We start from the raw sequence: 24,203 nt of genomic DNA, 5'->3' as shown, positions 1-24,203 counted from the left end.
GCCTATTTATTTTACGTTTGTTTTTACTTTTCTATCAAAAGTATCACTTCACCATTTCCAAGAAGTATTCATGTACACGAGTATCATTATCCAATTCTGGATGAAAAGCAGTGACAAGATGGTTTCTTTGGCGAGCAGCAACGATATGACCATCAACTTCTGAAAGTATTTCTACCTCTCCAGCTGCTTCCTTTATATAAGGTGCACGGATGAAAGTCATTGGAATATCGCCTTCAATCCCCCTGAAAGAAGCCTCCGTATGGAAACTACCCAGCTGACGACCGTAGGCATTACGGGCTGCTGTCATGTTCATTGTGCCCAGACGAGGAGGAACAGGAGCCGACTGACTATTCCCTTCCACTTCACGGGAAAGAAGAATCAAGCCAGCACAAGTACCGAAGACCGGCAGACCGTCCTCAATGGCTTTACGGACAGGGTCAAGCAAACCGAGGTCGTGGAGAAGTTTACCCTGGGTAGTACTCTCACCACCCGGGATAATCAATCCGTCCTTCTCCTGCTTCCAATCCTGCAGCTGGCGCACCTCGAAGCTGTCAACGCCCAACTTATGAAGCATCATTTCATGCTCTAAGAACGCCCCCTGCAGGGCAAGCACGGCAATTCTCATTGTCCGCGCTCAGCCATGAGCACCTCAATCTCGTGCTCGTTGATACCAACCATCGCCTCACCCAAGTCTTCTGACAAGAGTGCCAACTCCTTTGGATTATTATAGTTTGTAACCGCCTTAACGATAGCTGCAGCACGTTTAGCAGGATCACCGCTCTTGAAGATACCAGAACCAACGAAGACACCCTCAGCACCGAGTTGCATCATCAATGCAGCATCGGCAGGAGTAGCCACACCGCCAGCAGCGAAATTCACTACAGGCAGCTTACCGTTCTCATGTACATACTTCACGAGCTCGTATGGAGCCTGCAACTGCTTAGCAGCCTCAAAGAGTTCGTCCTCACGCTTGCTAATGAGTTCACGAATCTGACTCTGCATCAGACGCATGTGGCTGACAGCCTGAACAACATCACCCGTACCAGGCTCGCCCTTTGTACGAATCATTGTTGCACCCTCTGCTATACGACGCAAAGCCTCGCTCAAGTTACGTGCACCACAGACGAATGGCACCTCAAACTGTGTCTTATCAATATGATAGATATTGTCAGCAGGAGAAAGCACCTCGCTCTCATCGATGTAGTCAATCTCAATCGCCTGCAGAATCTGCGCCTCGGAGATATGACCGATACGGCATTTTGCCATCACAGGGATGGTCACAGCTTCCTGAATGCCTTTGATCATCTTAGGGTCACTCATACGTGAAACGCCGCCTGCTGCACGAATATCAGCAGGGATACGCTCCAATGCCATTACTGCACAAGCACCTGCAGCCTCAGCGATACGAGCCTGCTCTGGTGTTGTTACGTCCATGATTACACCGCCCTTCAACATCTGGGCGAGGTTACGGTTTAGTTCTTGTCTATTTGTCATGTCTGTTTAATTTATTTGAAGTCCTCCTAAAGCAATATTCAATGAATGAAAAACACAAAAGAAGGATTCATTATAAGCAATTGTAATAAACGCTCGAAAATACGGGAATCAATTAACTATAAGAAGTATTCAAAGCCTTCGCCAACCTTTCCCCAACATAGTCCGTCAGGCACTCCCCTCCTCTGGAGGGGCTGGGGGGAGGTTCTTCTGCGGACGTCTCCACTCGCTTGGCGTCTGCCCGGTCTGCTTTCTAAAGAACTTCGAGAACTGTGCCTGCGAAGCAAAACCATGCTCATAAGCAATCTCCTGTATGGTCTTCTGCGTCGTACGAAGCTGGCAGGCAAGGGCTTCCGTGAGTGTATGATCGATGATACACTTTGGCGACTTGCCAGAGATACGGTGCGCCACCTGCGAGAGATAACGGGGAGATACGTTCAGACAGTCTGCATAGAAAGCAACGTCACGGTTCGTACGATAATGCTTCTGCACTTCCTCTAAAAAGTCATTATACAGCTGGCTGCTCCGCCCACTGAGGTCGCTCTTCCTCGCCACAAGCGTTTTCACGTATTCCCGGGCATGCTGTATAGCCTGCTCCATCGATTCATCCTGGCTCAGATAGACGGCAAGTGCTGATGAAAAGCTGTTTGCCAATCCATGCTGCAATGGGTCATCTAGTACGAACGAGCGGACAGCATCACTTCCTTTTCCTTTCAGTGACGAGCAGTCGAAGATTCTTTCAGCCTCTCCTTCTCGCAGGATAACGAGCGAACACAGAGGTAACAACCGACAGCGTATCTGAGTAATCACATCATCCGACATCAGCCTGTCACCATTACTTGCCGTCACTATCGGGTCGTATATGATGTGGTGAGGACGATACTTCAGCAGCGCATCCACCACGACAGCCAAGGTTTCCGTGGTTCTTATCATTCCCACTTTCACCGTGTCAGGCTGCATATCATTGATAATCGCCTCAATCTGCCCCCTGACAATATCTGCCGGAAGGTCATAGAAAGCCTGAATTCCCAAAGTGTTCTGTACCGTGACCGACGTTACCGCCGACACTGCATAGCCTCCCAGGGCTGCTATCGTCCTGATGTCAGCCTGCACGCCGGATCCACCCGTACTGTCCGAGCCTGTTATGGTGAGAATTGTCTTCAACAGCTTGAGATTATTATTTTGCCTACAAAGTAAAATGAAAATATTGAAACCTGCAAGAGTTATTCCTAAATTGACAAGAAAAACTAAAGTTCTGACTTATCGTCAGGGCTATTGGACTAATAAGTCTGATTAGGCTAAGTGGACTAATAAGCCTGATTGGGCTAATAAAGAAAACAGGACCAATAAGCCATCTCAGGCTAATTATCCGGACAATCCACCCTTAATTTACCCACTAATAGGTATTGCGATATTAAGAAGAAAAACGTACCTTTGCACCGTTATTTACAAACCATATAATAACAAATGAAGAAAGTTTTACTAATCTTGACTGTCATGCTATGCTCTATTGCTTCCATGGCACAGAACACCGACGCAATGCTCTTCGGTGACGTAAAGGCAAAAGAAGGCGGTCAACACCTCCCTCATGCTGTAATTAAAGTGAAAGGAACCAACCTGAAGACACAGTGCGATGCCACTGGTCATTTCAAGTTGAGCAATCTACCTGTCGGAAAGCAGATAGTTATCGCTACGCTTGCTGGCTATCAGCAGCAGGAACTTGAGGTTGATATGGTTGACAATAAAGGCACAGGTGCTTACTTTGAACTGGAGAAAGACCCGTTGGAGTTGAGTCAGGTCGTTGTAACAGGTACCCGTACAACTCACTTCGTAAAGGATGTACCTATCCGTACGGAAGTTCTCACATCGCAGGCTATCACAAAGAAGAATGCCCAGAACCTGTATGAAGCACTTGAGGGTGTACCAGGTATCCGTGTTGAACAGCAGTGTCAGTTCTGCAACTTCTCTGAAGTTCGTATGCAAGGCTTGGGTGCGGAACACACACAGGTGCTCATCGATGGTGAACCAGTCTACTCTGGTCTTGCTGGTGTGTACGGTCTGCAGCAGATTGGTACCAATGACATCGACCGCCTTGAAGTGGTGAAAGGTGCCGGTTCAGCCCTTTATGGCAGTAGTGCCGTGGCTGGTGCTATCAATATCATTTCAAAGGAACCAACCTACGAGCCGGTTGTCAACGGTGACGTTCAGTTCGGAAACTTCGGTTTCAAGAGCTACAAAGGCTCTGGTTCTATGCGTTACAACAACATCGGACTGAGTGTCTTCGCACAGCGCACACAGATGGATGCGATTGACCGCACACAGAACGGTCTGACACGTAAGGAGGTAAAGAACAAGGATGGCATCTCTGACCGTGTAGACGAAACGGTGAACAACCTCGGCTTCAGCCTCTACTTCTATCAGCCTTTTACGAAGAATGACAAGCTCGTGCTGCGTGGCAAGGCGATTGACGAGCACCGTTTCGGTGGCGTAATGACCAATGACCAGTATCTGAATCCATTTACTGACGGCACAGAGGACATCCGTACAAACCGCCTTTCAGCCGACCTGGCTTACACCTTGCCTATCGGTAAGCATTCTGAACTGAACCTTGCAACAGCCTACGTATATCATAAACGCCTGGCAACCAATGACACCTTCCTCCACGACTACATGGATTCACACAAGGATCCGGCACATCCAGACGAGGACGGTGCTGCACCTGACGTTTCGATCATGCGTCCTTATATTGCCAAAGAGAATACCGTAACACCATCTCTCACTTTTACTTCTATCCTCGGCAACCACACACTGCTTGCAGGTGTACAGGGCTATTTCACCCATCTGCGTGAGACTGGTCTCTACGTTATCTCTGCTGAAGATGAAAAGGCAAGTCCTTATTATGGCATTCCTTACACCTCTATCGGTAAGAAGCATGCCAATGAAATTGGATTCTTCGTACAGGACGAGTGGAACATCACACCAAAGCTGACCGCAGTACCGGGCATCCGTGTTGATTCCCACAGCTCTGGTGAGGAATACACTACCAGCGTAAAGGTGTCTGACAGTGCCTTCCCAACCACCAAGTTCAGCAAGACTACTGTCAATCCCCGTATCGCAATCAAGTATGAACTTACCCCATCTCTCATCCTTCGTGCCAATGTTGGTACAGGCTTCCGTGCACCTTACGGATTCTCTGAGGACCTCCACCTCTGCAGCGGTTCACCACGTGTATGGAAATCATCAAACCTCAAGGGCGAGCGTGCTGTCAGCTACAACCTCTCAGCTGACTACTACGCAAAGAAGTATCAGTTCAGTATCAACCTCTTCCGTACCAATCTGAAGGACAAGATTCAGTTCTCTCCTGCAGACGACGAGATAAAAAAGTTCGGTTATTCTTACCAGTGGGAGAATGTTGACGATGCCTACGTACAGGGTGTAGAATTAGGTGCAAAGGCAAACCTCTTCCGCAACTTCACAGCCGGCGTAAACTGGACATTCAACCAGGGTAAGTTCAAGCATGAGCGTGCAGAGTGGTCTGATCCTAATGATGAGACCGTAAAGGAGTTCCCACAGCGTCTGCAGTATGCCAAGGACAGTCGCAACATCTCTCGTTTCCCGGCAATGACAGGCGACATCGACCTCGACTATACTCCTGGCACATGGAGCTTCTCTCTCACAAGTTCATTGCAAGGTAAAATGTACATCGACTACAATTCTGAAGATAACGGTGCAACATCAAAGATCAAGAAGACAAATACCTTCATGCTCTTCAACTGCCGTGCTGCAAAGCGTCTCGGTATGTGCACTGTCTATGCTGGTGCCAAGAACATCTTTAGCTATATTCAGGACGAGAAACACACCGATGATGCAGCCTTCATGTATGCTCCTGTTTACGGTGCAACATGGTATGTTGGTCTCAGCGTCAAACTCTAAGACTCTCTCTGAATTATTAATTATATTTTTTCGACAGCCGTATTACCGCACTGGTAATGCGGCTGTTTTGTTTTAAAGCAGGTTACAACAATCCCCTTTAATCCAAATAAGTCATAGAACCTGTACAGTTTTGTTTTACAGTTGAGTTAATTGTCGGTCTATGTAACAAAGACGTAGGACAACGATAAATGCTGTCGACAATGGTAATCATAACAGAGAACAGCCTATTGCCTTTGAACAAGTAAGTCCTCTAACCAATTATCTTTTATTTGTTTTTGGTCGTATAACTCTTTTCTGACTAAGAACTGCCCCCTACTCAGTAACATATTGCAACGTAATCAGCCCTCAACACCATTGGTGTTTACCATCAACACCATATGTGCTAACCAACAGCACCACATGTGCTAACCAACAGCACACCGGTTGAAAACAGCAAGAGAAGTTCATCATGGTAATTATAAAGATACTGATTGACTAACTTTTACGGAAATGTTTACAGAACAGCACTAATTATAAACAGCATTATATATCCTTATGCCCGATTGGAGTTAATCATGTACAACATCTATACTCCCACATCTAATACCGACAGCACCATCTTCAATACAAAAGTTTGCGGGTTCCTCAAACTTTCAGTACCTTTGCAGGATTAAATATAATAACAGACAAAACTATGCAAGAGACAAGACAAAACCGCATATCACGCCTCCTTCAGAAGGAGCTGGCAAGTATTTTCCAGACACAGACACGCATGATGCACGGTGTGCTGGTCAGCGTGACACGCGTCAAGGTGAGTCCCGACCTCAGTATCTGTACGGCTTACCTCAGCATCTTTCCGTCAGAGAAGGGCGACGAACTGTTGAAGAACATCAATGCCAACGAGAAGACCATCCGCTATGACTTGGGACAGCGTGTGCACAACCAACTGCGCATCATCCCCGAACTCCGCTTCTTCATTGATGATTCCCTTGACTACATAGAGCGCATTGACGAGTTACTGAAGAAGTAATATTTGGGTGTTGGGTGATGGGTGTTGATGGTTAGTAGAAAGTCTCAATATACATCATTCAACCCGACACCCACACATCATCAACACCCAACATTAAACACCCAACACCCAACATTAAACACCCAACACTCACACATCATCAACACCCAACATTAAACACCCATCACCCATCATGAACTTCCCCTTTTACATTGCCCGTCGTTACCTCTTCTCAAAGAAGAGCACTCATGCCATCAACGTCATCAGCCTCATCTCCGTACTCGGTGTGTCTGTGGCTACAATGGCACTGGTAGTTGTGTTGAGTGGTTTCAACGGCTTCTCCGACCTTGTAGCATCCTTCTTCACTAACTTCGACCCACAACTGAAGATTGAAGCAGCAAAAGGAAAGGCTATGTCTGCCAAGGACCCATCGCTTCTGAAGGTGAAACGCCTGCCAATAGTGGAAGTTGCGACAGAGTGTGTGGAGGACCAGGCATTGGCTGTCTATCATGACAAACAGGCTATGGTGAACGTCAAAGGTGTGGAAGATAACTTCGACTCACTGACACATATCAGCAACATTCTCTATGGTGACGGCGACTTTACGCTCCATGCTGCCAACCTGCAGTACGGCGTTCTCGGCATCCGACTGGCTCAAGACCTCGGTACAGGGGTGATGTGGCAGGACTATCTACATATTTATGCACCACAGCGTGAAGGACAGTACGATGCCGCTAATCCTACTGATGCCTTCGTAAAGGATTCATTGGTGTCACCGGGAGCACTCTTTCAAGTGAAGCAGATGAAGTATGACAAGGGGTATATCATCACTTCCCTCGACTTCGCACGCCATATCTTCAACCGACAGGGTGAGATTACCTCACTTGAGTTGCGCATGAAACCAGACGTCGATATTGATAAGGCGAAAAACGACATACAAACCCTCCTCGGCGATAAATACAAGGTATTGGACCGATATGAGCAACAAGCCGACACGTTCAATATCATGCGCATTGAGAAGCTCTTTGCCTACATCTTCCTCACGTTCATCCTCATGGTGGCATGTTTCAACATCATCGGTTCGCTCTCCATGCTTATCATCGATAAGAAGGAGGATGTCATCACCCTGCGCAACCTCGGTGCTACAGACGGACAGATACGCCGCATCTTCCTCTTTGAAGGTCGTTTGATTTCCGCTGCGGGCGCTGTCATCGGCATTGCACTCGGCTTATTACTCTGCTGGTTGCAGCAAACTTACGGACTTGTACAGCTTGGCGACCAGGCTGGAAACTTCGTTATCAACGCCTACCCTATCAGCGTTCACCCCGAAGACATCATCGCCATCTTCCTCACTGTTATCCTCGTCGGCTGGCTTTCCGTGTGGTATCCTGTGCGCTATATGAGCCGTAAACTGACGAAGGAATAAGCACCCCCTCGCCCACTGACTAACAACTAAAAACCTAAACAACATGACTGAAACCTTAAACGACAAAATTATCATCTATCAAAGTGAAGATGGTAAAACCCAGCTTGATGTAAAGTTGGATGGGGAGACCGTATGGCTAAGTACAAAGCAAATGGCAGAACTCTTCGACAAGGAAGAGTCAAACATACGAAGACACGTAAACAATGTTTTTAAAGAAGCAGAACTTGCACGAGAGAATAACGTGCATTTTCTGCACGTTAATGGCGTAAAAAAGCCTGTCCCTTATTATACTCTTGATGTAATTATATCTGTTGGCTACCGTGTACATAGCCAAAGAGGTGTGCGTTTCCGCCAATGGGCAAACTCTGTTCTCAAGCAATATCTTGTCAAAGGCTATGCTATCAACGAGAACATTCGTAAACATCAGATTGCGGAACTGCGCCAACTCATACAAGTATTAGGCAGAGCCATCCAGCAACAACCTGCAAAGACGACGGACGAAAGCAATGCACTCTTTGATGTTGTAGTAGACTATACCTACGCACTCGACACACTTGATAACTATGATTACCAGCGATTACATATCGCCAAGACTACCAAAGAAGAACCTTTCCATGCCACATACGAGAATGCTATGCACGAGATAGATGTTCTTCGACAGAAGTTTGGTGGTTCTGTACTCTTTGGTAATGAGAAGGATGAGTCCTTCAAAAGTTCTATCGGACAAATCTATCAGACCTTTGATGGTACGGAACTTTATCCGAGTGTGGAGGAGAAAGCAGCTATGCTACTCTATCTTGTCACTAAGAACCACTCGTTCAGTGATGGAAACAAGCGCATTGCAGCCACCCTCTTCCTATGGTTTATGAACAACAATGCCATCCTCTATCGCCCCGATGGTACCAAACGAATTGCTGACAACACACTCGTTGCCCTCACCCTAATGATTGCTGAGAGCAAAACAGAGGAAAAGGATATAATGGTAAAGGTAGTGGTGAACCTTATCAACCAAGCCAATTAGTAAATACAGTAAGAGAAATACAGCACAAAGCAAAGCTATAATATAGAGTCTATTATATGCTTTTTCACCCTAAACTAATAAAATCATAGTATAGAAACGGGTCATTGAAGAAAGTTTTTTATATATTTGCAACAGAGAACAAAAGCACAAGCCAATGAGTTGACAAGAACGTGCCGATTACAAAATTATAACACAAAAACGGGACAATGAAAAAGACTATTACAATCGCACTTCTTACTGCAGCAGTAATAGGTGCAACATTTGTTTTATCATCATGCAGTAACAAAAAAGATGATGACTGGATTATTGAACGCAGACCAGATCCTGTAACAATTGACCTTTCAAAGGTATTTACTAATGGCATGCCTAAAGAGGCGGATAGTATGACTATCCAAACAGATGACAGAGGATTGGTTACAGGCATTAAGACTAAGGATGAAACGGTATCTTTCAAATACAATAACACAAAAACACGTGCTATTGTAACCCCAAATGTCTTTATGAAAGTAGAACGTAATGGGAAAGCAACTGTCTATATAATGTATCTGAACAACAACGGTTTTGTTAGAGAATGCATGATAGAGCAAAAGGAAAACACAAAGGAAGATACATGGAGGTTCACTTATAACGATAATGACCAACTAATTAATATAATCCATTCAGCAGATGACTACAAAGAATTTACTTTGACTTATAAAGATAGCAACATCTCTGAAATAGAGACAAAAACTATCGTCTCACAAACAACAACAAGAAAAAAAGACACTTATAAAGTTGCTTATACCTCAGATACAACCCCAGCTCCTATAGTAAACAAGGGCAACATTATGCTTTTTAACACAACGTTTGGTATTGATATGGGTGCAATAAAATACGCATACTATGCAGGATTGCTTGGAAAAGCAACTAAGAACTTGCCTGTACAGCTTATTAATAAGAGCGGCAACAAAACCAACTTTACATGGACTTTCAATGGTAATGGCTTCCCAACATCAATGACAAGTGGTAGCCATCAATACAAGTTCGTGTGGTAAAAAAAGTATTTTATATCATTACATATATTTATCATCCCCCTTCTATAAAGTACACTCGGAAAGTAAATCAATAGGGGTTTACTTTCAAACCATAGCTCTCAGACCATACCCCTCACTGGTCTGAGAGCTTTTCTTTTACCCTTTTATCCACCCATCCCAAATCTAAACCCACGCAAAATAGCACAAATACAGACATTACTACATAGCTTATCCTTGCCAAGCGACCATCGAAACAGTATCTTTGCAGCATAAATCACGAATTATTTTCATGAAAGAAAATATTTTTCTTCATGAAAAGAAATATTTATTTTCACGTAAATAATTTCTTTCTTTCGTGAAAAGAATTCAGCCTAAGCCAGAAGTATGTGATTATAGAGACTCGTTTCACACACTAACGGCTCACGGAAAAGATGATTATTAACCCTTATTACAAACGTAAAGCTATGACTGTAAATTACAAACTATTAAGAACAAGCGGTAAACTCGCACAACGTAAAGCACTAAGAATCGTACCTATCAAAAAAGATGTCACGGGAATAGAGAGAATTTGTCAGCGTATCCAACAAACGACAACGCTCACAACAGCTGACATTCTCGGGACAATCGCTGCATTAAAAACAGAATTAGCAGAGGAGCTGAAAAGCGGAAATACCGTTCATTTGCCAGGCATCGGCTTCTTCTCCCTTGCCCTTAAAGGCGACATGTACGAAGACCCTAAGACGCATCGTCATCACCTCCGTAATGTTGCTGTTCGCAAAATCAGGTTCCGTCCCGACAAGGATTTCCATGAAGCATTAGGAGAGATGGGGTTTGAAAACAAGACCTATAAAGACGGTACGCCATCACTCCCTTTGAGACAAACCGTCAATGCTGCACTAAAAGAGTTGTTTGATGAGAGTCCGATAATAACCGTTAACGACCTCCGTCGCCGTCTGAATCTTTCTACCACCTATGCCTACCAGCTTGCGGCACAATTGGAACGTGAAAAGAAAATCATCAACATCGGTTCACGTTACCGCAAAATCTACAGAAAAGCATAGGACGAAAAAAGCAGACGGACGACATCCGTCATGCTGGATAAAGTAATCTGACAGATATAAAATCTCTTCCGAATACTTTGTTTTTCAGAAGAAAAATGTTATTTTTGTAGAAACATAAAAACTGACAGTCTATGCCTGCACTGCGCAATTAACACTTAACGGTCATCATTATGACGTTGAACTGCTCAATCAGAGTTTTTACCTGCCCACAGGTTGGAGTGGTCACCCCAGGCAAACCTTGCCCGGTGACGGACAGCTGTGTATACAGATGAATACGCCTGCTGACAACTTCATCATGGAATTGATGATGAAGACAGAAGAGACTCCCCTTGCTGAGGGACAACTGGAAATATATGATGCAAAGAGCGATATACCTGTTCGCCAGATCAAGTTCAGTAAAGCGTACATCACAGAATTTCGAGAGACGTTCAACCTACTCGATGATGACAGGATGACTACTTACGTGAAAATATCCCCGATGGAGATGACAATCAACAAAAGTGTCAAGATTGAGAGGAGACTATTCTGGCTTTGGGCTAAGGCTTTACAGGAACCTATGAAGATGTCAGAAGTAGTAGCCGATACAGATGTACACCTCAACGATGCCTACTGGATAAACCCAGATGGGGAGAAATGCAGGGAGTTTCCTATTGGGGAAGTTGTAAAACTCTATTTAGTTCTTGGTAATTACAACGTAGGACAAACTGTCCAGTTCGACTTTGAGGAAGAGACCGACGAAGGGGTCTACCATGCCTCATGTTCGGGAGAAACTAATGACAATGGGATGATTATTATAGAGGATTTTGAATTTAAAAGGAAAGAATAAAAGATGGCTATAATTAAAGTTACATCACCACAAGCAGTAGGAAGCGTGAAGTTGAAAGTTACAGGCAGACCTAAACTGATTTTGGTAAATGGGCATTGGAATAGATTGTTGAATATTGTCAATATGTCACCAGGAAAGGCCAAAAGTGAATATTGGGATTTTTTTCTTGAAGAACAAGGATCATTAAAAGAATTTATAAAAACAGCTAAAGAGTATTTCAATAATCAAAACTATCAAGAAGAACCTTTCTATGCTGATGGGAGTTCCCTTTTTGGTGGTGACCAGAGCGGAAATGACCGGAAAATGAAAGGTTATAAATTTGCAATGCAACATATAGCAGAAATAACAAAAGGGGTGGGAAACGAAAAGTTTTATTTTATTTCTCACAGTGAGGGGGCTGCATACGCAGCAGGCATGGCAAAAGCACTTATAGAGAAAGGTTACAAAGTTGGTGAGTCTGTCATGCTATCTGCAGATGAAGGTGACGAATTTTCTGTTGAAGGAAACTATCCCTGTTATCAGATAACTGCAGGATATGTCAAAGAGGAAGATGTTCAACCGTTCTACGTTACTCCTGCTTTTCCTCCATCCATTATGAAAATTAAACGAAAATTTCACATAGATCCTGTTGTCGGAGATCATAGAATCCATGGGGTGAATAGATACGGAGTGTACATCAGCTTTGGTACTGGTTTTGATAGTGTACATGGTTCCACTGTTGATACTGGTATATTCGAAGTACTAAAGAATTTAAAACAGCTAAAAGTTGTCTCTCGCAGAATCCAAGGAAAGACTGTAAACATGATAGCTGGAAAGAATGTTATCTGGCATAAGATTGACAACACATTTGTAGTTAATAAGAACATAGATATATATTAAGTATGGAAAAGAAAAGAAGTATAAAGACAAAGAATATTTTACGGTTTGCAATATGGATATTGATTCTTTCCTTTGTGGTTATTTGTGTATGCTATCTTTCATGGGCTGCACTATTCCGACCTGTGCCAGGGAATCAGCCGGAGCTATCTGTCAAGGAGAAAGAGTACTTCAATGAAATGGAAGGAAAAGAGGGGTGGGATTACGTGCGTAGGAGCGTATACAATATAAATAAAAGCGGTGAATCATTACATCAACGTTTAGTTGATTTGGATAAAGATTACGCTTATATGTTTCGTACAAAAATAAATGATTCCATAACATTCTTTTCTTTACCAAATAAAACAGAAGACACTATTGCATTGCATCTATATAATCACATAATCCACAAAAGTCCTCGATTAAAGAAAATTATAATAATATTCAATTATGACGAAGATTTAAACGAACGGGCAAGTATTGGACACTCACGAACAGAAGAATATGCAGTTCGTGGAAAAAGGCTTGTAAAATTAAAACACGATACAGAGTAATATCTTCAGTTAAAGGGTATATATATTCCGAGAATTCTGTGCTGAAAAGTCTGTTTTATCTGGTAGAACATTGTAGTTAATAAGAAAATGGGCATACATTAAATATGGGTAAGGAAAGGAAAACAAGTAAGAGGATTATCCTTAAGATTGTAATGTGGATCTGTATTCTCCTCTCTGTGGGTACTTGCACACGTTATATTCTGTGGGTCTCATTGCATAGGGCTAAACCGAACAACCAGCCAAAGCATTCAGCAAAGGAAGAGTGTTATTTCAAAGAGTTGGAGAAAAGGAATAGTTGGAAGAATCCAAGTAGATACCTTTATAATATTGATAAAAAAGGAGAAGCATTAGTCAGTGATTCTGTTTTTCTGAACAACCCCTATGCATATTCTCTTCGTATTGATATAAAAGACTCCACAACATTCTTTTCGTTACCGAGTAAAACTGGGGATACTATTGCCTTATATTTATATAATCATGTGGTTGACCGAAATCCTGAACTACAGAGAATTGTCATCGGTTTCTCTTATATTGAGCGAATAAACGAACGAGCAAGCATTGGACACTCACGAACAGAAGAATATGCAGTTCGTGGAAAAAGGATTGTAAAATTAAAACACGATATGGAGTGAAATCATCAGCTAACAAAGAAATATATACATATTCCAAAAGTTCCATGCTGAAAAACTCGTTTTATCTGGCATAAGATTGACAACACAGTTGTGGTTAATAAGAACATAGATATATATTAAGTATGGAAAAGAAAAGAAGAATAAAGACAAAGAACATTTTACGGTTTGCAATATGGATATTGATTCTTTCCTTTGTGATTATTTGTGTATGCTATCTTTCATGGGCTGCACTATTCCGACCTGTGCCAGGGAATCAGCCGGAGCTATCTGTCAAGGAGAAAGAGTACTTCAATGAAATGGAAGGAAAAGAGGGGTGGGATTACGTGCAAAGAAGCATATATAATATAGAGGTAAACGGAGATCCCTCAAATCAGCATTTAATTAATCTGAATAAAAATTATGCCTATATGTTTCATACAAAAATAGAAGACTCCGCAACTTTCTACTCTTTACCTATTAAGATTGAGGACACAATTGCCTTGCATTTATATAATCACATTATCCACAAAAGTCCTCGATTAAAGAGAATTGTAATTGATTTCTCTTATGTAGAACGGTTAGGAGATGGTGCAAGTATAGGACACTCACGAACAGAAGAATATGCAGTCCATGGTAAAAGGCTTGTTAAATTAAAGCATGATACAGAGTAATATCTTCAGTTAAAGGGTATATATATTCCGAGAATTCTGTGCTGAAAAGTCCGTTTTATCTGGTAGAACATTGTAGTTAACAAGAACATAGACATACATTAAATATGGGTAAGGAAAGGAAAACAAGTAAGAGGATTATCCTTAAGATTGTAATGTGGAGCTGTATTCTCCTCTCTGTGGGTACTTGCACACGTTATATTCTGTGGGTCTCATTGCATAGGGCTAAACCGAACAACCAGCCAAAGTATTCAGCAAAGGAAGAATGTTATTTCAAGGAGTTGGAGAAAAGGAATAATTGGAAGAATCCAGACAGATACATCTATAATATAAATGAAAAAGGAGACCCCTTACCCAATGATTCTGTTTTTCTTAACAAAGATTACACATATTCCCTTGGTATAAAGATAGAAGACTCTACAACATTCTTTTCCTTACCCACTAAAATAGAAGACACTATAGCCTTATATTTATATAATCATGTGGTTGAAAGAACACCAGAACTGCAGAAAATAAAAATAATATTCAATTATGAAGAAGATTTAGATGAACGGGCAAGCATAGGACATTCTCGCAAAAGTGAATATGCAGTTCGTGGAAAAAGGCTTGTAAAATTAAAACACGATATGGAGTGAAATCATCAGCTAACAAAGAAATATATACATATTCCAAAAGTTCCATGCTGAAAAACTCGTTTTACCTGGCATAAGATTGACAACACAGTTGTGGTTAATAAGAACATAGATATATATTAAGTATGGAAAAGAAAAGAAGTATAAAGACAAAGAATATTTTACGGTTTGCAATATGGATATTGATTCTTTCCTTTGTGGTTATTTGTGTATGCTATCTTTCATGGGCTGCATTATTCCGACCTGTGCCAGGGAATCAGCCGGAGTTATCTGTCAAGGAGAAAGAGTACTTCAATGAAATAGAAGGAAAAGAGGGGTGGGATTACGTGCGTAGGAGCGTATACAATATAGATAAAAGCGGTAAATCATTACATCAACGTTTAGTTGATTTGAATAAAAATTATGCCTATATGTTTTGTGTAGAAATAGAGGATTCTGCAACTTTTTATTCTTTGCCAGATAAAACAGAAGATACCATAGCATTGCATCTATATAACCATGTGATCGGTTGGACTCCTAAACTGCAGAAAATAGTAATATTATTCGAGTATGAAGAATGGTTAAACGAACGTTCAAGTTTAGGACATTCTCGCAAAAGTGAGTATGCAGTTCGTGGTAAAAGGCTTGTTAAATTAAAACACGACACAGAGTAATATCTTCAGTTTAAAAAATATATGTTCCGAGAATTCTGTGCTGAAAAGTCTGTTTTATCTGGTAGAACATTGTAGTTAATAAGAAGATGGGCATACATTAAATATGAGAAAGGAAAGAAAAAGAAGTAAGAGGATTATCCTTCAAATTGCAATGTGGACCTGTATTCTCCTCTCTGTGGGTACTTGCACACGTTATATTCTGTGGGTCTCATTGCATAGGGCTAAACCTGACAACCAGCCAAAGTATTCAGCAAAGGAAGAATGTTATTTCAAGGAGTTGGAGAAAAGGAATAATTGGAAGAATCCAGACAGATACATCTATAATATAAATGAAAAAGGAGACCCCTTACCCAATGATTCTGTTTTTTTTAACAAGAACTACGCATATTCATTCGGTGTTGATATTGAAGATTCTACAACTTTTTTTTCATTACCAGCAAACACAGAAGACACTATTGCCTTGTATTTATATAATCATGTGATTGACAGAACACCTCAACTACGAAGAATAGAAATAATATTCAATTATGAAGAAGATTTAAACGAACGGGCAAGCATCGGACACTCACGAACAGAAGAGTATGCAGTCCATGGCAAAAGACTTGTTAAATTAAAACACGATATGGAGTAAAATCATCAGCTAAAAGACATATATAGGTGTAATACACCTATGCGAGACGTGGTGAAAGAAAGATCATATTGACAAATAGAAAATGAGAAAACCCTTCCTTTTAAAATTATTATCAGCAATCAGTCCTGTGCTTATCCTTGCTATTCTGGGCATTATGCAGGGGGCATGGTTTGACGCAGAGGAACTGACGGAGAGAACTGATGCAGAAGTATATCAGCCTACTATGGTACTGTATCTGCTGTATTATGCAACAAGCATTATTCTGGCTGTACTTTCTGTACTGTTGCTGGGCTGTGAATATAAAAAATCATCCGTCCTCATTTACAGGATTATATATGCAGGTTTGCTGATATTGAATACTGCCATCATACTGGTATGCGCACTTTCCCTCTAAACAGCAACAGTCTGATACACATAAAAAGAGTGTTCTATCAAAAGGCATCAGATTATGAAAAAGTTACTTCTATAAGGTTTCTGTATTTTATTCCTTTCGTTCTCTACGCATCCTCAAGGTAAGGCAAGAGCTTTACAGAACGGACCAACAAGACGGTACAATCCTATAAACTGAAAACTAAATATCACAAGAAAACAAGCCGCTTCACTGACAGGGAAAGACAAGTGAAGCCGAAGGGAGATGTAAACGGCTATCCGCTGAATGCCATTACAGGACGATACTACACAGCGGCAGAACAAAAGGATAAGTTTGGCTACGACTATAAGCTCATTGTCTACAACATAACGGACGATAATGACACTGAAGTATGCGTTTCGCAATTAAACTCTTATATCAAGGGAACACTTGTAGACAATGGCTTGAAAAATCATGACATAATTTCGAGTAAAACATCTACAGATAAAGGTAAAAACACATGTAAAAAGCAAGTTTGCAACCAACAGGAAATCAGTCAGTTATAAAGTCGTGCAAGAAAAGGTGCTTAATTGGACTTCAAAAGGGCGTTAGTTAGACCTCAAAAGGGCATCTATTGCAAGTCAATTGGGCGTCTTTTAGAAGCCAATAGAGCATGTATTGGTTTTGAGTTGCATGAAAATAGTTTACAGACTCCGATTGACATGGGAATAAGTTGTTCATAGAAGACGGAAAGACATGGTAATGGGTAGGCATAGCATTTATTTGCCTTTTCTGCATTTTATCTTGTAATTTATCCTCCCCTTATGAGACCATCTGATTTTGGATAGTCAAAACATGCAAGCATATAAACCTTTATTCTATTTCCAACCTTATACACTTAACGGAAGAACCGAATATTCCGCATAGAAAAAAAAGCCATTCCCAACTCCTTTCAGAGTTTAGGAATGGCTTTTTACTATTGATTAGTCCTCAGACTGTTCTTATCCAATCCACTTCACGTAAGCGAAGTCCTGACGGTGAGGCAGGAGGTTGTTCTTAGGATACATACGGACAGCACACTTGTAAGCACCAGCTTCTGTTGCATCGAAAGCAGCCTCGAAGGTGTAGTGGTTACCCTCGCTCTTGACCATCTTGAACGGAATAACCTTGTGAATGTTTATGTCATGAACAGGCGCATTCTTCAAGAATACAAGCTCAAGGCCTACGGCATCATTCAATCCCTGCTCATCGATGGTGTAAGTAACCTTCACCTCGTGACCGGTAGAGAGGTCCTGCAACGCCTCCTCGTTCTTTGAAACAACGCAGATGCTGTCCCAACGCTCAGCTACTGACTCCTTCCAGAGAGCAATCTCCTTGGCAAGTTTGTTGTCATTAGCTACCAGCTTATGAGAACGCTTAGCCTGACTCTCATAGAACTTGTCATAGTAGTCGTCAAGCTGACGCTTCATCGTATAGTGAGGAGCGATAGTTGCGATAGAGTTCTTCACAACCTTCACCCAGTCCTCTGAGTAGCCCTTCTTCTTGTCCTTGTTGAAGTAGAGAGGTGCAATCTCGTTCTCAAGCAGACTGTAGATCGTTGCTGCATCGAGCTGGTCCTGATAGCCCTGGTTCTGATAGGTGCGCTTCTCTGGCAATGCCCATCCGGCACCCTCACGGTAGCCTTCTACCCACCAGCCATCGAGTACTGAGAGGTTTACGACACCGTTCATCTCAGCCTTCTCACCAGATGTACCACTTGCCTCGAGTGGACGGGTCGGTGTATTCATCCAGATGTCAACACCTGAAACGAGACGACGAGCCAACTGCATATCGTAGTCCTCAAGGAAGATAATCTTACCAAGGAACTGTGGCATACGTGAAATCTCGAAGATACGCTTGATAAGTCCCTGACCTGCGCCATCTGCTGGGTGAGCCTTACCGGAGAAGAAGAACAGAACCGGACGCTCCGGGTTGTTTACAATCTTCTCCAAACGCTCAAGGTCGGTAAAGAGGAGGTGTGCACGCTTGTATGTAGCAAAACGACGGCAGAAACCAATCATCAATGCATTAGGGTTGATGCGCTCAAGGATAGAAACCACCTTAGCTGGGTCACCCTGGTTGCGGAGCCACTGCTTAGTGAACTTATCGCGGATGTACTTGATAAGCTTCTGCTTCAATGCCATACGTGTTTCCCAGATTTCTGCATCTGGAACATTATAGATTGCGTGCCAGATAGACTCGTTGCTCTGGTCGCCCATAAAGCTCTTATCGAAGTACTTGTCGTAAAGTTTGCGCCACTCTGTTGCTGTCCATGTTGGGAGGTGTACACCATTGGTAACGTAGCCTACTGCGTTCTCCTCTGGGAAATAGCCCTTCCACAATGGTGCAAACATCTTCTGGCTTACCCAACCATGAAGTTTTGACACACCATTGATCTCCTGACAGGTGTTACAAGCGAAGGTACTCATACAGAAACGCTCGCCGTGATCATCCGGATTGGTGCGACCCATACCGATGAACTCGTCCCAAGAGATACCGAGCTTTGCAGGATAATCACCCATATACTTGCCGAAGAGTTCCTCATCGAAGTAGTCGTGACCTGCTGGTACAGGGGTGTGAACGGTGTAGAGTGAAGAAGCACGTACAAGCTCAATAGCCTGGTTGAATGTCAAACCACCATCAATGTAGTCGCAAAGACGCTGGAGGTTGCAGAGTGCTGCGTGACCTTCATTACAGTGATAGATATCCTTCTTGATACCTAGCTTGTTCAATGTGAGCATACCACCGATACCAAGCAGAATCTCCTGCTTCAGACGGTTCTCCCAGTCACCACCATAGAGAGAGTGGGTGATAGGGCGGTCATACTCTGAGTTCATATCATTGTCGGTATCGAGCAGGTAAAGTTTGATACGTCCAACGTTCACACGCCATACAAGTGCATGTACCTGATAGTTGCGGTAAGGCACGTCAACAACAACCTGGTTACCGTTCTCATCAAGCTCACGCTCAATAGGCAGAGAGTTGAAGTTCTGTGAATCGTATTTTGCAATCTGCTGACCATCCATTGAAAGGCTCTGTGTGAAGTAGCCAAAACGGTAGAGGAAACCTACAGCGCAGAGGTCTACATTTGAGTCGGAAGCCTCCTTGAGGTAGTCACCAGCGAGCATACCAAGACCACCTGAGTAAATCTTCAATGCCTGGTTCAGACCGAACTCCATACAGAAGTAAGCAACAGAAGCGCGCTTGGTATTTGGCTTAACGTCCATATAAGCACGGAACTTCTTGTAAACATCACTTACCTGCTTCATCAGTTTCTTGTCCTTTACGATAGCTTCCTTACGGTCGTAGCTAAGACGCTCAAGGAGCTGGACTGGATTATGTCCAACCTCTTCATAGAGTACCTCGTCAATAGCTTTAAACATGTTGCGTGCTTCGTAATTCCACGCCCACCACATATTGTGAGCAATCTCATCAAGACATGCCAGTTCCGTTGGCAGAGTTGACTTTACAGTTACCTCTTTCCACTGAGGTTCGTTGGAATAATCTGATTTAATTTTCATAACTTTTATAGTTTGACTGTTATATCTTTATATCGTTATTAAAGAATTATCAATTGTTTCGTGCGGCTGCTTTCTCTAATGCTATGTTGTAAGCCTGCTCATAATACATGATAAACTCACTCCAAAGGGCTTTACGGGAGAGCTTCTCAGCATTTGAACGGCATTTGTTCACCTCCGCTTTCGTAAAGGAAGAGTAACGGGCTACGGTATCCTTAATACCTTCGGCTACCTCTGAATAATTATAATCTGTACGGTGCAGAACCTTCACACCATCTTCTATCTCGCTATACTTTCCCTTCTCTGTATTTGCCCACAAGCCGAAGCCGGCAAGGTCAGTGGTGATGCAGGGAACCTTGAACGCTACTGCCTCCAACGGCGTATAGCCCCATGGCTCATAGTAAGACGGATAGACGCAGAGGTCATTGCCCAGTACGAGGTCATAATAGCTCATGTTCATGATACCGTCATCCCCTGTCAGATAGCAAGGCAGGAGGATGACCTTTACCCTGTCTTCCTTCGCATTGTTCATACCGACAGACTTGAGCATATTCAGTACATGGTCATTGTCCATATTGTTGAGCCAATGTGTAAGCACTGGCTTCTCCAACGGTGTATCAAACTGCTTGCCGCTATTGAGACGCTCAACAAGGTCCTGACGCGCACCTGCCACCCAGCCCGGAACCTCGATGAAGGCAACGACCTGCTTCTTCAGGTTCTCATCAAAACGCAATCGGTTCATTGACTCGATGAACACATCGATACCTTTATTGCGGAATTCATAACGTCCGCTGGTTGATACAATCAACGCATCATCCTGTATATCATCACCAGTGAGCGCACTGGCTACATCGAGCAGACGCTTACGTGCTGCCTTACGCTTCTTTGTGAAGGTTGCACCCTTTGGTACAAAGTCATTCTCAAAACCGTTGGGAAGAACTACATCCACCGGCTTGTCAAGCAATTCCTTGCACTCTGTTGCCGTAATATCGCTCACTGTCGTGAAGCAGTCAACGTGGTGGGCTGTCTGTTTCTCGATAGAGTGCTTGCTCTCCATATTCAGTTCAGAAGCCATCTGGTCACCGTTATATACCCAGAGATATTCGTACAGCGGCTTGTTATTACCCGCTATACTGCGACCGATACAGGTTGCATGGGTCGTGAAGATGGAAGCTATCTGTGGCTGACGGTGCTGCAGTACGAGCGCAGCAAAGCCTGTCTGCCATTCGTTTGCATGGAAGACAACCTTATCTTTCTCACTGAGATAGAATTTATAGAAACTCTCTACGACAAGTGCCGTAGCATAAGCGAACATTGCTGATTCGTCATAATCGCCGTAAGCATGAAGACTATCAACACGATAATACTCCCAGAGCTTACCAAACAACTCACTCTTCTTTTCAAAAAATGACTGGAAACCAACAAGCATGGCTATCGGTTCACCAGGAATATCCCAACGACCTACCTTTACAGACAGACCCTCGGATGCAGCTTTCTGCTGCCAGGCTGCAAACAGCGTCTTATCCTCCTTGAAGTAAGGGGACGGTGTGTCTTGCCAGCAGTCAGGACCAAGGAAGATAACATGATCCTTCATCTTGTCCTGTAACGTCTTTGCGCGAGTGGAAAGTACTGTATAAATTCCTCCGACCTTATTGCATACTTCCCAGCTGGTCTCAAAAATATAATCCGGAAACAACATCTTCTCCTTTAAAATATTGATACATACCGTCTACAAAGGTAATACAAAATAAGGAAAGCAACAATTTTAATCCACACATTTTTGAATACTACTTATAATTTATTAATTAAAATCATTAACTTTGCAATTAACTAACATTCATAGAAATGAAACAAAAGATTGTACTGACAATAATGGCTATGCTGGCATTCTCTGCCAACATAATCGCACAAAACAACCTGCCGGACACGAAGAAGGAAACATCTTCTTCAAAAAACGGAAAGACTGTACAAAGCAATGACTCCATCTTCAAGGCGCATCTTGTCAATGATGAATACCAGGTATGGATGGACATAGACTTCTATCACAATAACATCACTGTGCCACGACAGGAGATATTCGGTGAGGTACCGGGCTACTTCGGTGCAGTACGTGACACGCGCAAGTGGATTATTTCTGATGCTGCCATAAAAGGCAAGAAAGCACTCCTTACCATCATCAATGACTATGGCAGTGAAGACCTCACAGCCGAACTGAAACGCAATTCTGACGGAACTTACACGCTGACCCGACTTGCTGGCAGTACGATGAAGATTGTCGTCAATAACAAATGGGTTAAGATTCCAAAGGATATAACATTCTACGTTAAGTAACAAAATCGCTTATAGGGACTAAGAAATTAGCCCCTATATTTTTTTATTCCAATAAAGAAACAACCTAAAACTAAATAACTACCGAGAAAACAGCCTTAATAAGTCCTAAGTATGAGCCCTCCTCCTGTCTTTGTCACCGGCACTTCAACCTCTGATGAGAACTGCTTATAATTATACTCTCCTTCTGGAATACGGTACAAAACAATCTTACTTCCTTCTGCAACGGCACAAGTAATCTGAATAAGTTGGCTATGAGTATTCTTCAATGCTACTGATCTGTAGAAATCAACCAGTCCACCTTCAAAGTCAAATTGAGCAGGCATCTGACTTTCCAAACCATACTTAACCCTATTCCTGACAGCAAACTTATCCTTTTCGTTTATAGTCCCATTGCTTTCTACCCTTACATTCACCAGCTGCTTGCGAGGGATAAATATGTTCTCCTCGTAAACCTTTCCGAGTTGTAACTCCCCTTGTGGTCTATAAGAGTAGTAAAAAAGTTTCTTTTCTTTCGGATCACGCACCGCTGAATCATCTGAAGGCAAAAGATACTCTTTGTCATCTAATTTATTCAAATCCAATGTAAGCTGCAAATTGTATGAGACACCATCATCTCCTACAGGAGTTGTCAACGACTTAAATTCCTCATCACTTAAATTGAAAAACATAATATAGTTGCCATCTTTATCAGTCGTGGCCTTTGCCTTATGGTACACCTTAGTAGTAACCAGAGATGCTTCTCTGAAATCCAACTTCACTTCTATATCTGGCAACGGTTGACCTCCTGACGTTCGGGCAACACCTTTGATAATAAGACTCTTCGGATCCGGCTTATCAATAAAGTCGTCCTCTTCACTATGACAGCTTGCAAATAACAACATAAGTACAGGTAAAGCAAGCAGATACAAAAATGACTTTTTCATAAACTTCTCATTTATAGTTTCAAGTTAAGTAGTATTCTGGTATCATATCCTCAATATCATACCATCTTTCTACATAGATTTAGTCTTTTACAAAGGTATTAAATATTGAGAAGAAAACAACAAAATTGCCCATAAAAATATAATTCTGAGAAAATTATAATCCATAAAACACAGTTGAAACATGCGTATAAACAAACAATCCTCACAATGATGAACAAGCCATCATTGTGAGAATTATAAATTTCTTTTCATGAAAATAATTATTTCTTTTCATGAAGAAAAATATTTCTTTTCACGTAAATAATTCTTTCTCTTCATGAAAAGAAATTGCAGAATACGAACTATTGCATTAAAACACAGCTCTTCAAGGAGGCTATTCCTTAGCTGTATGAACCAGTTAAAAAGGCTGACAGCCAATTAAACATTGCCACAATCAAGCTCCAAGTCCATTCCGTTACACCTATCAATAAGCTGAAGACGAAGTAAATAATTACGCTGAGGAGTATAATAAGAATTGCAGTCAACAAAGCCTTCGACCTCACCTGTCGGATAGTTTTCTTATCTCCTTCCACATAGCGTGTAATCAAGTCCAAATTCTTTACGTGTGCTTTGCAGAAAAAATCTATGACATCGCCTATAAAAAAAGGAATACTACCCAAGAGTATATCCACTAAATAGTT

General features: G+C 42.3%; 24 protein-coding genes (1 of these 24 cut by a window edge). 17 read left to right on the top strand and 7 right to left on the bottom strand.

Going from position 1 to position 24,203, the window contains the following annotated elements:
- Nucleotides 1–43: 43 nt before the first annotated feature.
- The 3 genes from pdxT to ADJ77_RS06935 all read right to left on the bottom strand — a co-directional run bounded on the left by pdxT (nucleotide 44) and on the right by ADJ77_RS06935 (nucleotide 2,655).
- Nucleotides 44–625: a pyridoxal 5'-phosphate synthase glutaminase subunit PdxT gene (gene pdxT / locus ADJ77_RS06945; RefSeq protein ID WP_025078870.1), complete on the bottom strand. Its 582-nt coding sequence runs from the start codon at nucleotides 623–625 to the stop codon at nucleotides 44–46.
- Nucleotides 622–1,494, bottom strand: a complete 873-nt coding sequence (pdxS, locus tag ADJ77_RS06940) for a pyridoxal 5'-phosphate synthase lyase subunit PdxS (RefSeq protein WP_025078869.1) — start codon at nucleotides 1,492–1,494, stop codon at nucleotides 622–624. Before pdxS ends, pdxT begins: the two co-directional genes overlap by 4 nt.
- A gap of 165 nt (nucleotides 1,495–1,659) precedes the next feature.
- Nucleotides 1,660–2,655, bottom strand: coding sequence for a hydroxymethylpyrimidine/phosphomethylpyrimidine kinase (locus tag ADJ77_RS06935; protein WP_050696179.1), 996 nt, complete (start codon nucleotides 2,653–2,655; stop codon nucleotides 1,660–1,662).
- Between the two features lie 303 nt (nucleotides 2,656–2,958).
- On the opposite strand from ADJ77_RS06935, the gene ADJ77_RS06930 reads away from it, so the two are divergent.
- From ADJ77_RS06930 to ADJ77_RS06855, 16 genes are all read left to right on the top strand, one after another.
- Entirely contained in the window at nucleotides 2,959–5,424 is a 2,466-nt protein-coding gene (locus ADJ77_RS06930) for a TonB-dependent receptor (RefSeq protein WP_025078868.1), read from the top strand.
- Between the two features lie 673 nt (nucleotides 5,425–6,097).
- Nucleotides 6,098–6,433 carry a 30S ribosome-binding factor RbfA gene (rbfA, locus tag ADJ77_RS06925; protein ID WP_025078867.1) on the top strand — a complete coding sequence of 112 codons (336 nt, stop codon included), beginning with the start codon at nucleotides 6,098–6,100 and terminating at the stop codon, nucleotides 6,431–6,433.
- Nucleotides 6,434–6,605: 172 nt separating this feature from the next.
- Nucleotides 6,606–7,838 carry an FtsX-like permease family protein gene (locus ADJ77_RS06920; protein WP_025078866.1) on the top strand — a complete coding sequence of 411 codons (1,233 nt, stop codon included), beginning with the start codon at nucleotides 6,606–6,608 and terminating at the stop codon, nucleotides 7,836–7,838.
- Between the two features lie 43 nt (nucleotides 7,839–7,881).
- On the top strand, nucleotides 7,882–8,859 hold the full coding sequence (gene rhuM / locus ADJ77_RS06915; protein WP_025078865.1) for a virulence protein RhuM/Fic/DOC family protein: 978 nt from the start codon (nucleotides 7,882–7,884) through the stop codon (nucleotides 8,857–8,859).
- A 206-nt stretch (nucleotides 8,860–9,065) separates the two neighbouring features.
- Nucleotides 9,066–9,893: a DUF4595 domain-containing protein gene (locus ADJ77_RS06910; RefSeq protein ID WP_025078864.1), complete on the top strand. Its 828-nt coding sequence runs from the start codon at nucleotides 9,066–9,068 to the stop codon at nucleotides 9,891–9,893.
- A gap of 443 nt (nucleotides 9,894–10,336) precedes the next feature.
- Entirely contained in the window at nucleotides 10,337–10,933 is a 597-nt protein-coding gene (locus ADJ77_RS06905; RefSeq protein ID WP_025078863.1) for an HU family DNA-binding protein, read from the top strand.
- A gap of 121 nt (nucleotides 10,934–11,054) precedes the next feature.
- Nucleotides 11,055–11,759, top strand: coding sequence for a type VI secretion system tube protein TssD (gene tssD / locus ADJ77_RS06900; protein WP_050696178.1), 705 nt, complete (start codon nucleotides 11,055–11,057; stop codon nucleotides 11,757–11,759).
- 3 nt (nucleotides 11,760–11,762) lie between these two features.
- Nucleotides 11,763–12,638, top strand: coding sequence for a hypothetical protein (locus ADJ77_RS06895; protein ID WP_025078861.1), 876 nt, complete (start codon nucleotides 11,763–11,765; stop codon nucleotides 12,636–12,638).
- A gap of 2 nt (nucleotides 12,639–12,640) precedes the next feature.
- Entirely contained in the window at nucleotides 12,641–13,168 is a 528-nt protein-coding gene (locus ADJ77_RS06890; protein WP_025078860.1) for a hypothetical protein, read from the top strand.
- 278 nt (nucleotides 13,169–13,446) lie between these two features.
- A complete protein-coding gene (locus tag ADJ77_RS06885) occupies nucleotides 13,447–13,800 on the top strand; it encodes a hypothetical protein (RefSeq protein WP_316931907.1) in 354 nt (117 codons plus the stop codon).
- 122 nt (nucleotides 13,801–13,922) lie between these two features.
- Complete coding sequence (locus ADJ77_RS06880) at nucleotides 13,923–14,450, top strand: hypothetical protein (RefSeq protein WP_025078858.1); 528 nt, start codon at nucleotides 13,923–13,925, stop codon at nucleotides 14,448–14,450.
- A gap of 104 nt (nucleotides 14,451–14,554) precedes the next feature.
- Nucleotides 14,555–15,082, top strand: a complete 528-nt coding sequence (locus ADJ77_RS06875; protein WP_025078857.1) for a hypothetical protein — start codon at nucleotides 14,555–14,557, stop codon at nucleotides 15,080–15,082.
- 122 nt (nucleotides 15,083–15,204) lie between these two features.
- A complete protein-coding gene (locus ADJ77_RS06870; protein ID WP_025078856.1) occupies nucleotides 15,205–15,732 on the top strand; it encodes a hypothetical protein in 528 nt (175 codons plus the stop codon).
- Between the two features lie 103 nt (nucleotides 15,733–15,835).
- Entirely contained in the window at nucleotides 15,836–16,363 is a 528-nt protein-coding gene (locus ADJ77_RS06865) for a hypothetical protein (protein WP_025078855.1), read from the top strand.
- 82 nt (nucleotides 16,364–16,445) lie between these two features.
- Nucleotides 16,446–16,757, top strand: coding sequence for a hypothetical protein (locus tag ADJ77_RS06860; protein ID WP_025078854.1), 312 nt, complete (start codon nucleotides 16,446–16,448; stop codon nucleotides 16,755–16,757).
- Nucleotides 16,758–16,981: 224 nt separating this feature from the next.
- Nucleotides 16,982–17,278, top strand: a complete 297-nt coding sequence (locus tag ADJ77_RS06855; RefSeq protein WP_025078853.1) for a hypothetical protein — start codon at nucleotides 16,982–16,984, stop codon at nucleotides 17,276–17,278.
- A gap of 435 nt (nucleotides 17,279–17,713) precedes the next feature.
- On the opposite strand, the gene glgP is transcribed toward ADJ77_RS06855, so the two are convergent.
- Both glgP and ADJ77_RS06845 read right to left on the bottom strand, forming a co-directional pair.
- On the bottom strand, nucleotides 17,714–20,272 hold the full coding sequence (glgP, locus tag ADJ77_RS06850) for an alpha-glucan family phosphorylase (RefSeq protein ID WP_050696177.1): 2,559 nt from the start codon (nucleotides 20,270–20,272) through the stop codon (nucleotides 17,714–17,716).
- A 49-nt stretch (nucleotides 20,273–20,321) separates the two neighbouring features.
- Entirely contained in the window at nucleotides 20,322–21,968 is a 1,647-nt protein-coding gene (locus tag ADJ77_RS06845) for a glycogen/starch synthase (RefSeq protein WP_025078852.1), read from the bottom strand.
- 146 nt (nucleotides 21,969–22,114) lie between these two features.
- Here ADJ77_RS06845 and ADJ77_RS06840 point away from each other — a divergent pair, with 146 nt between their 5' ends.
- Complete coding sequence (locus ADJ77_RS06840) at nucleotides 22,115–22,600, top strand: hypothetical protein (protein WP_050696176.1); 486 nt, start codon at nucleotides 22,115–22,117, stop codon at nucleotides 22,598–22,600.
- A gap of 95 nt (nucleotides 22,601–22,695) precedes the next feature.
- Here ADJ77_RS06840 and ADJ77_RS06835 read toward each other — a convergent pair whose 3' ends face one another.
- Together ADJ77_RS06835 and ADJ77_RS06830 are read right to left on the bottom strand one after the other, a co-directional pair.
- A complete protein-coding gene (locus tag ADJ77_RS06835; RefSeq protein ID WP_050696175.1) occupies nucleotides 22,696–23,523 on the bottom strand; it encodes a hypothetical protein in 828 nt (275 codons plus the stop codon).
- A 380-nt stretch (nucleotides 23,524–23,903) separates the two neighbouring features.
- On the bottom strand, nucleotides 23,904–24,203 hold the 3' portion of the coding sequence (locus ADJ77_RS06830) for a DUF4112 domain-containing protein (RefSeq protein WP_025078851.1). It continues 321 nt past the right edge of the window; 300 of the gene's 621 nt are visible here — the last part of the coding sequence; its start codon lies off the right edge, out of view — the gene reads right to left on this strand; its stop codon occupies nucleotides 23,904–23,906.

Origin of the sequence: Prevotella fusca JCM 17724, from assembly GCF_001262015.1 — a bacterium.
GTDB classification, from domain to species: Bacteria; Bacteroidota; Bacteroidia; order Bacteroidales; family Bacteroidaceae; genus Prevotella; species Prevotella fusca.
The sequence above is the reverse complement of the archived record's forward strand: the minus strand, read 5'-3'. Positions and strand labels throughout refer to the sequence as shown.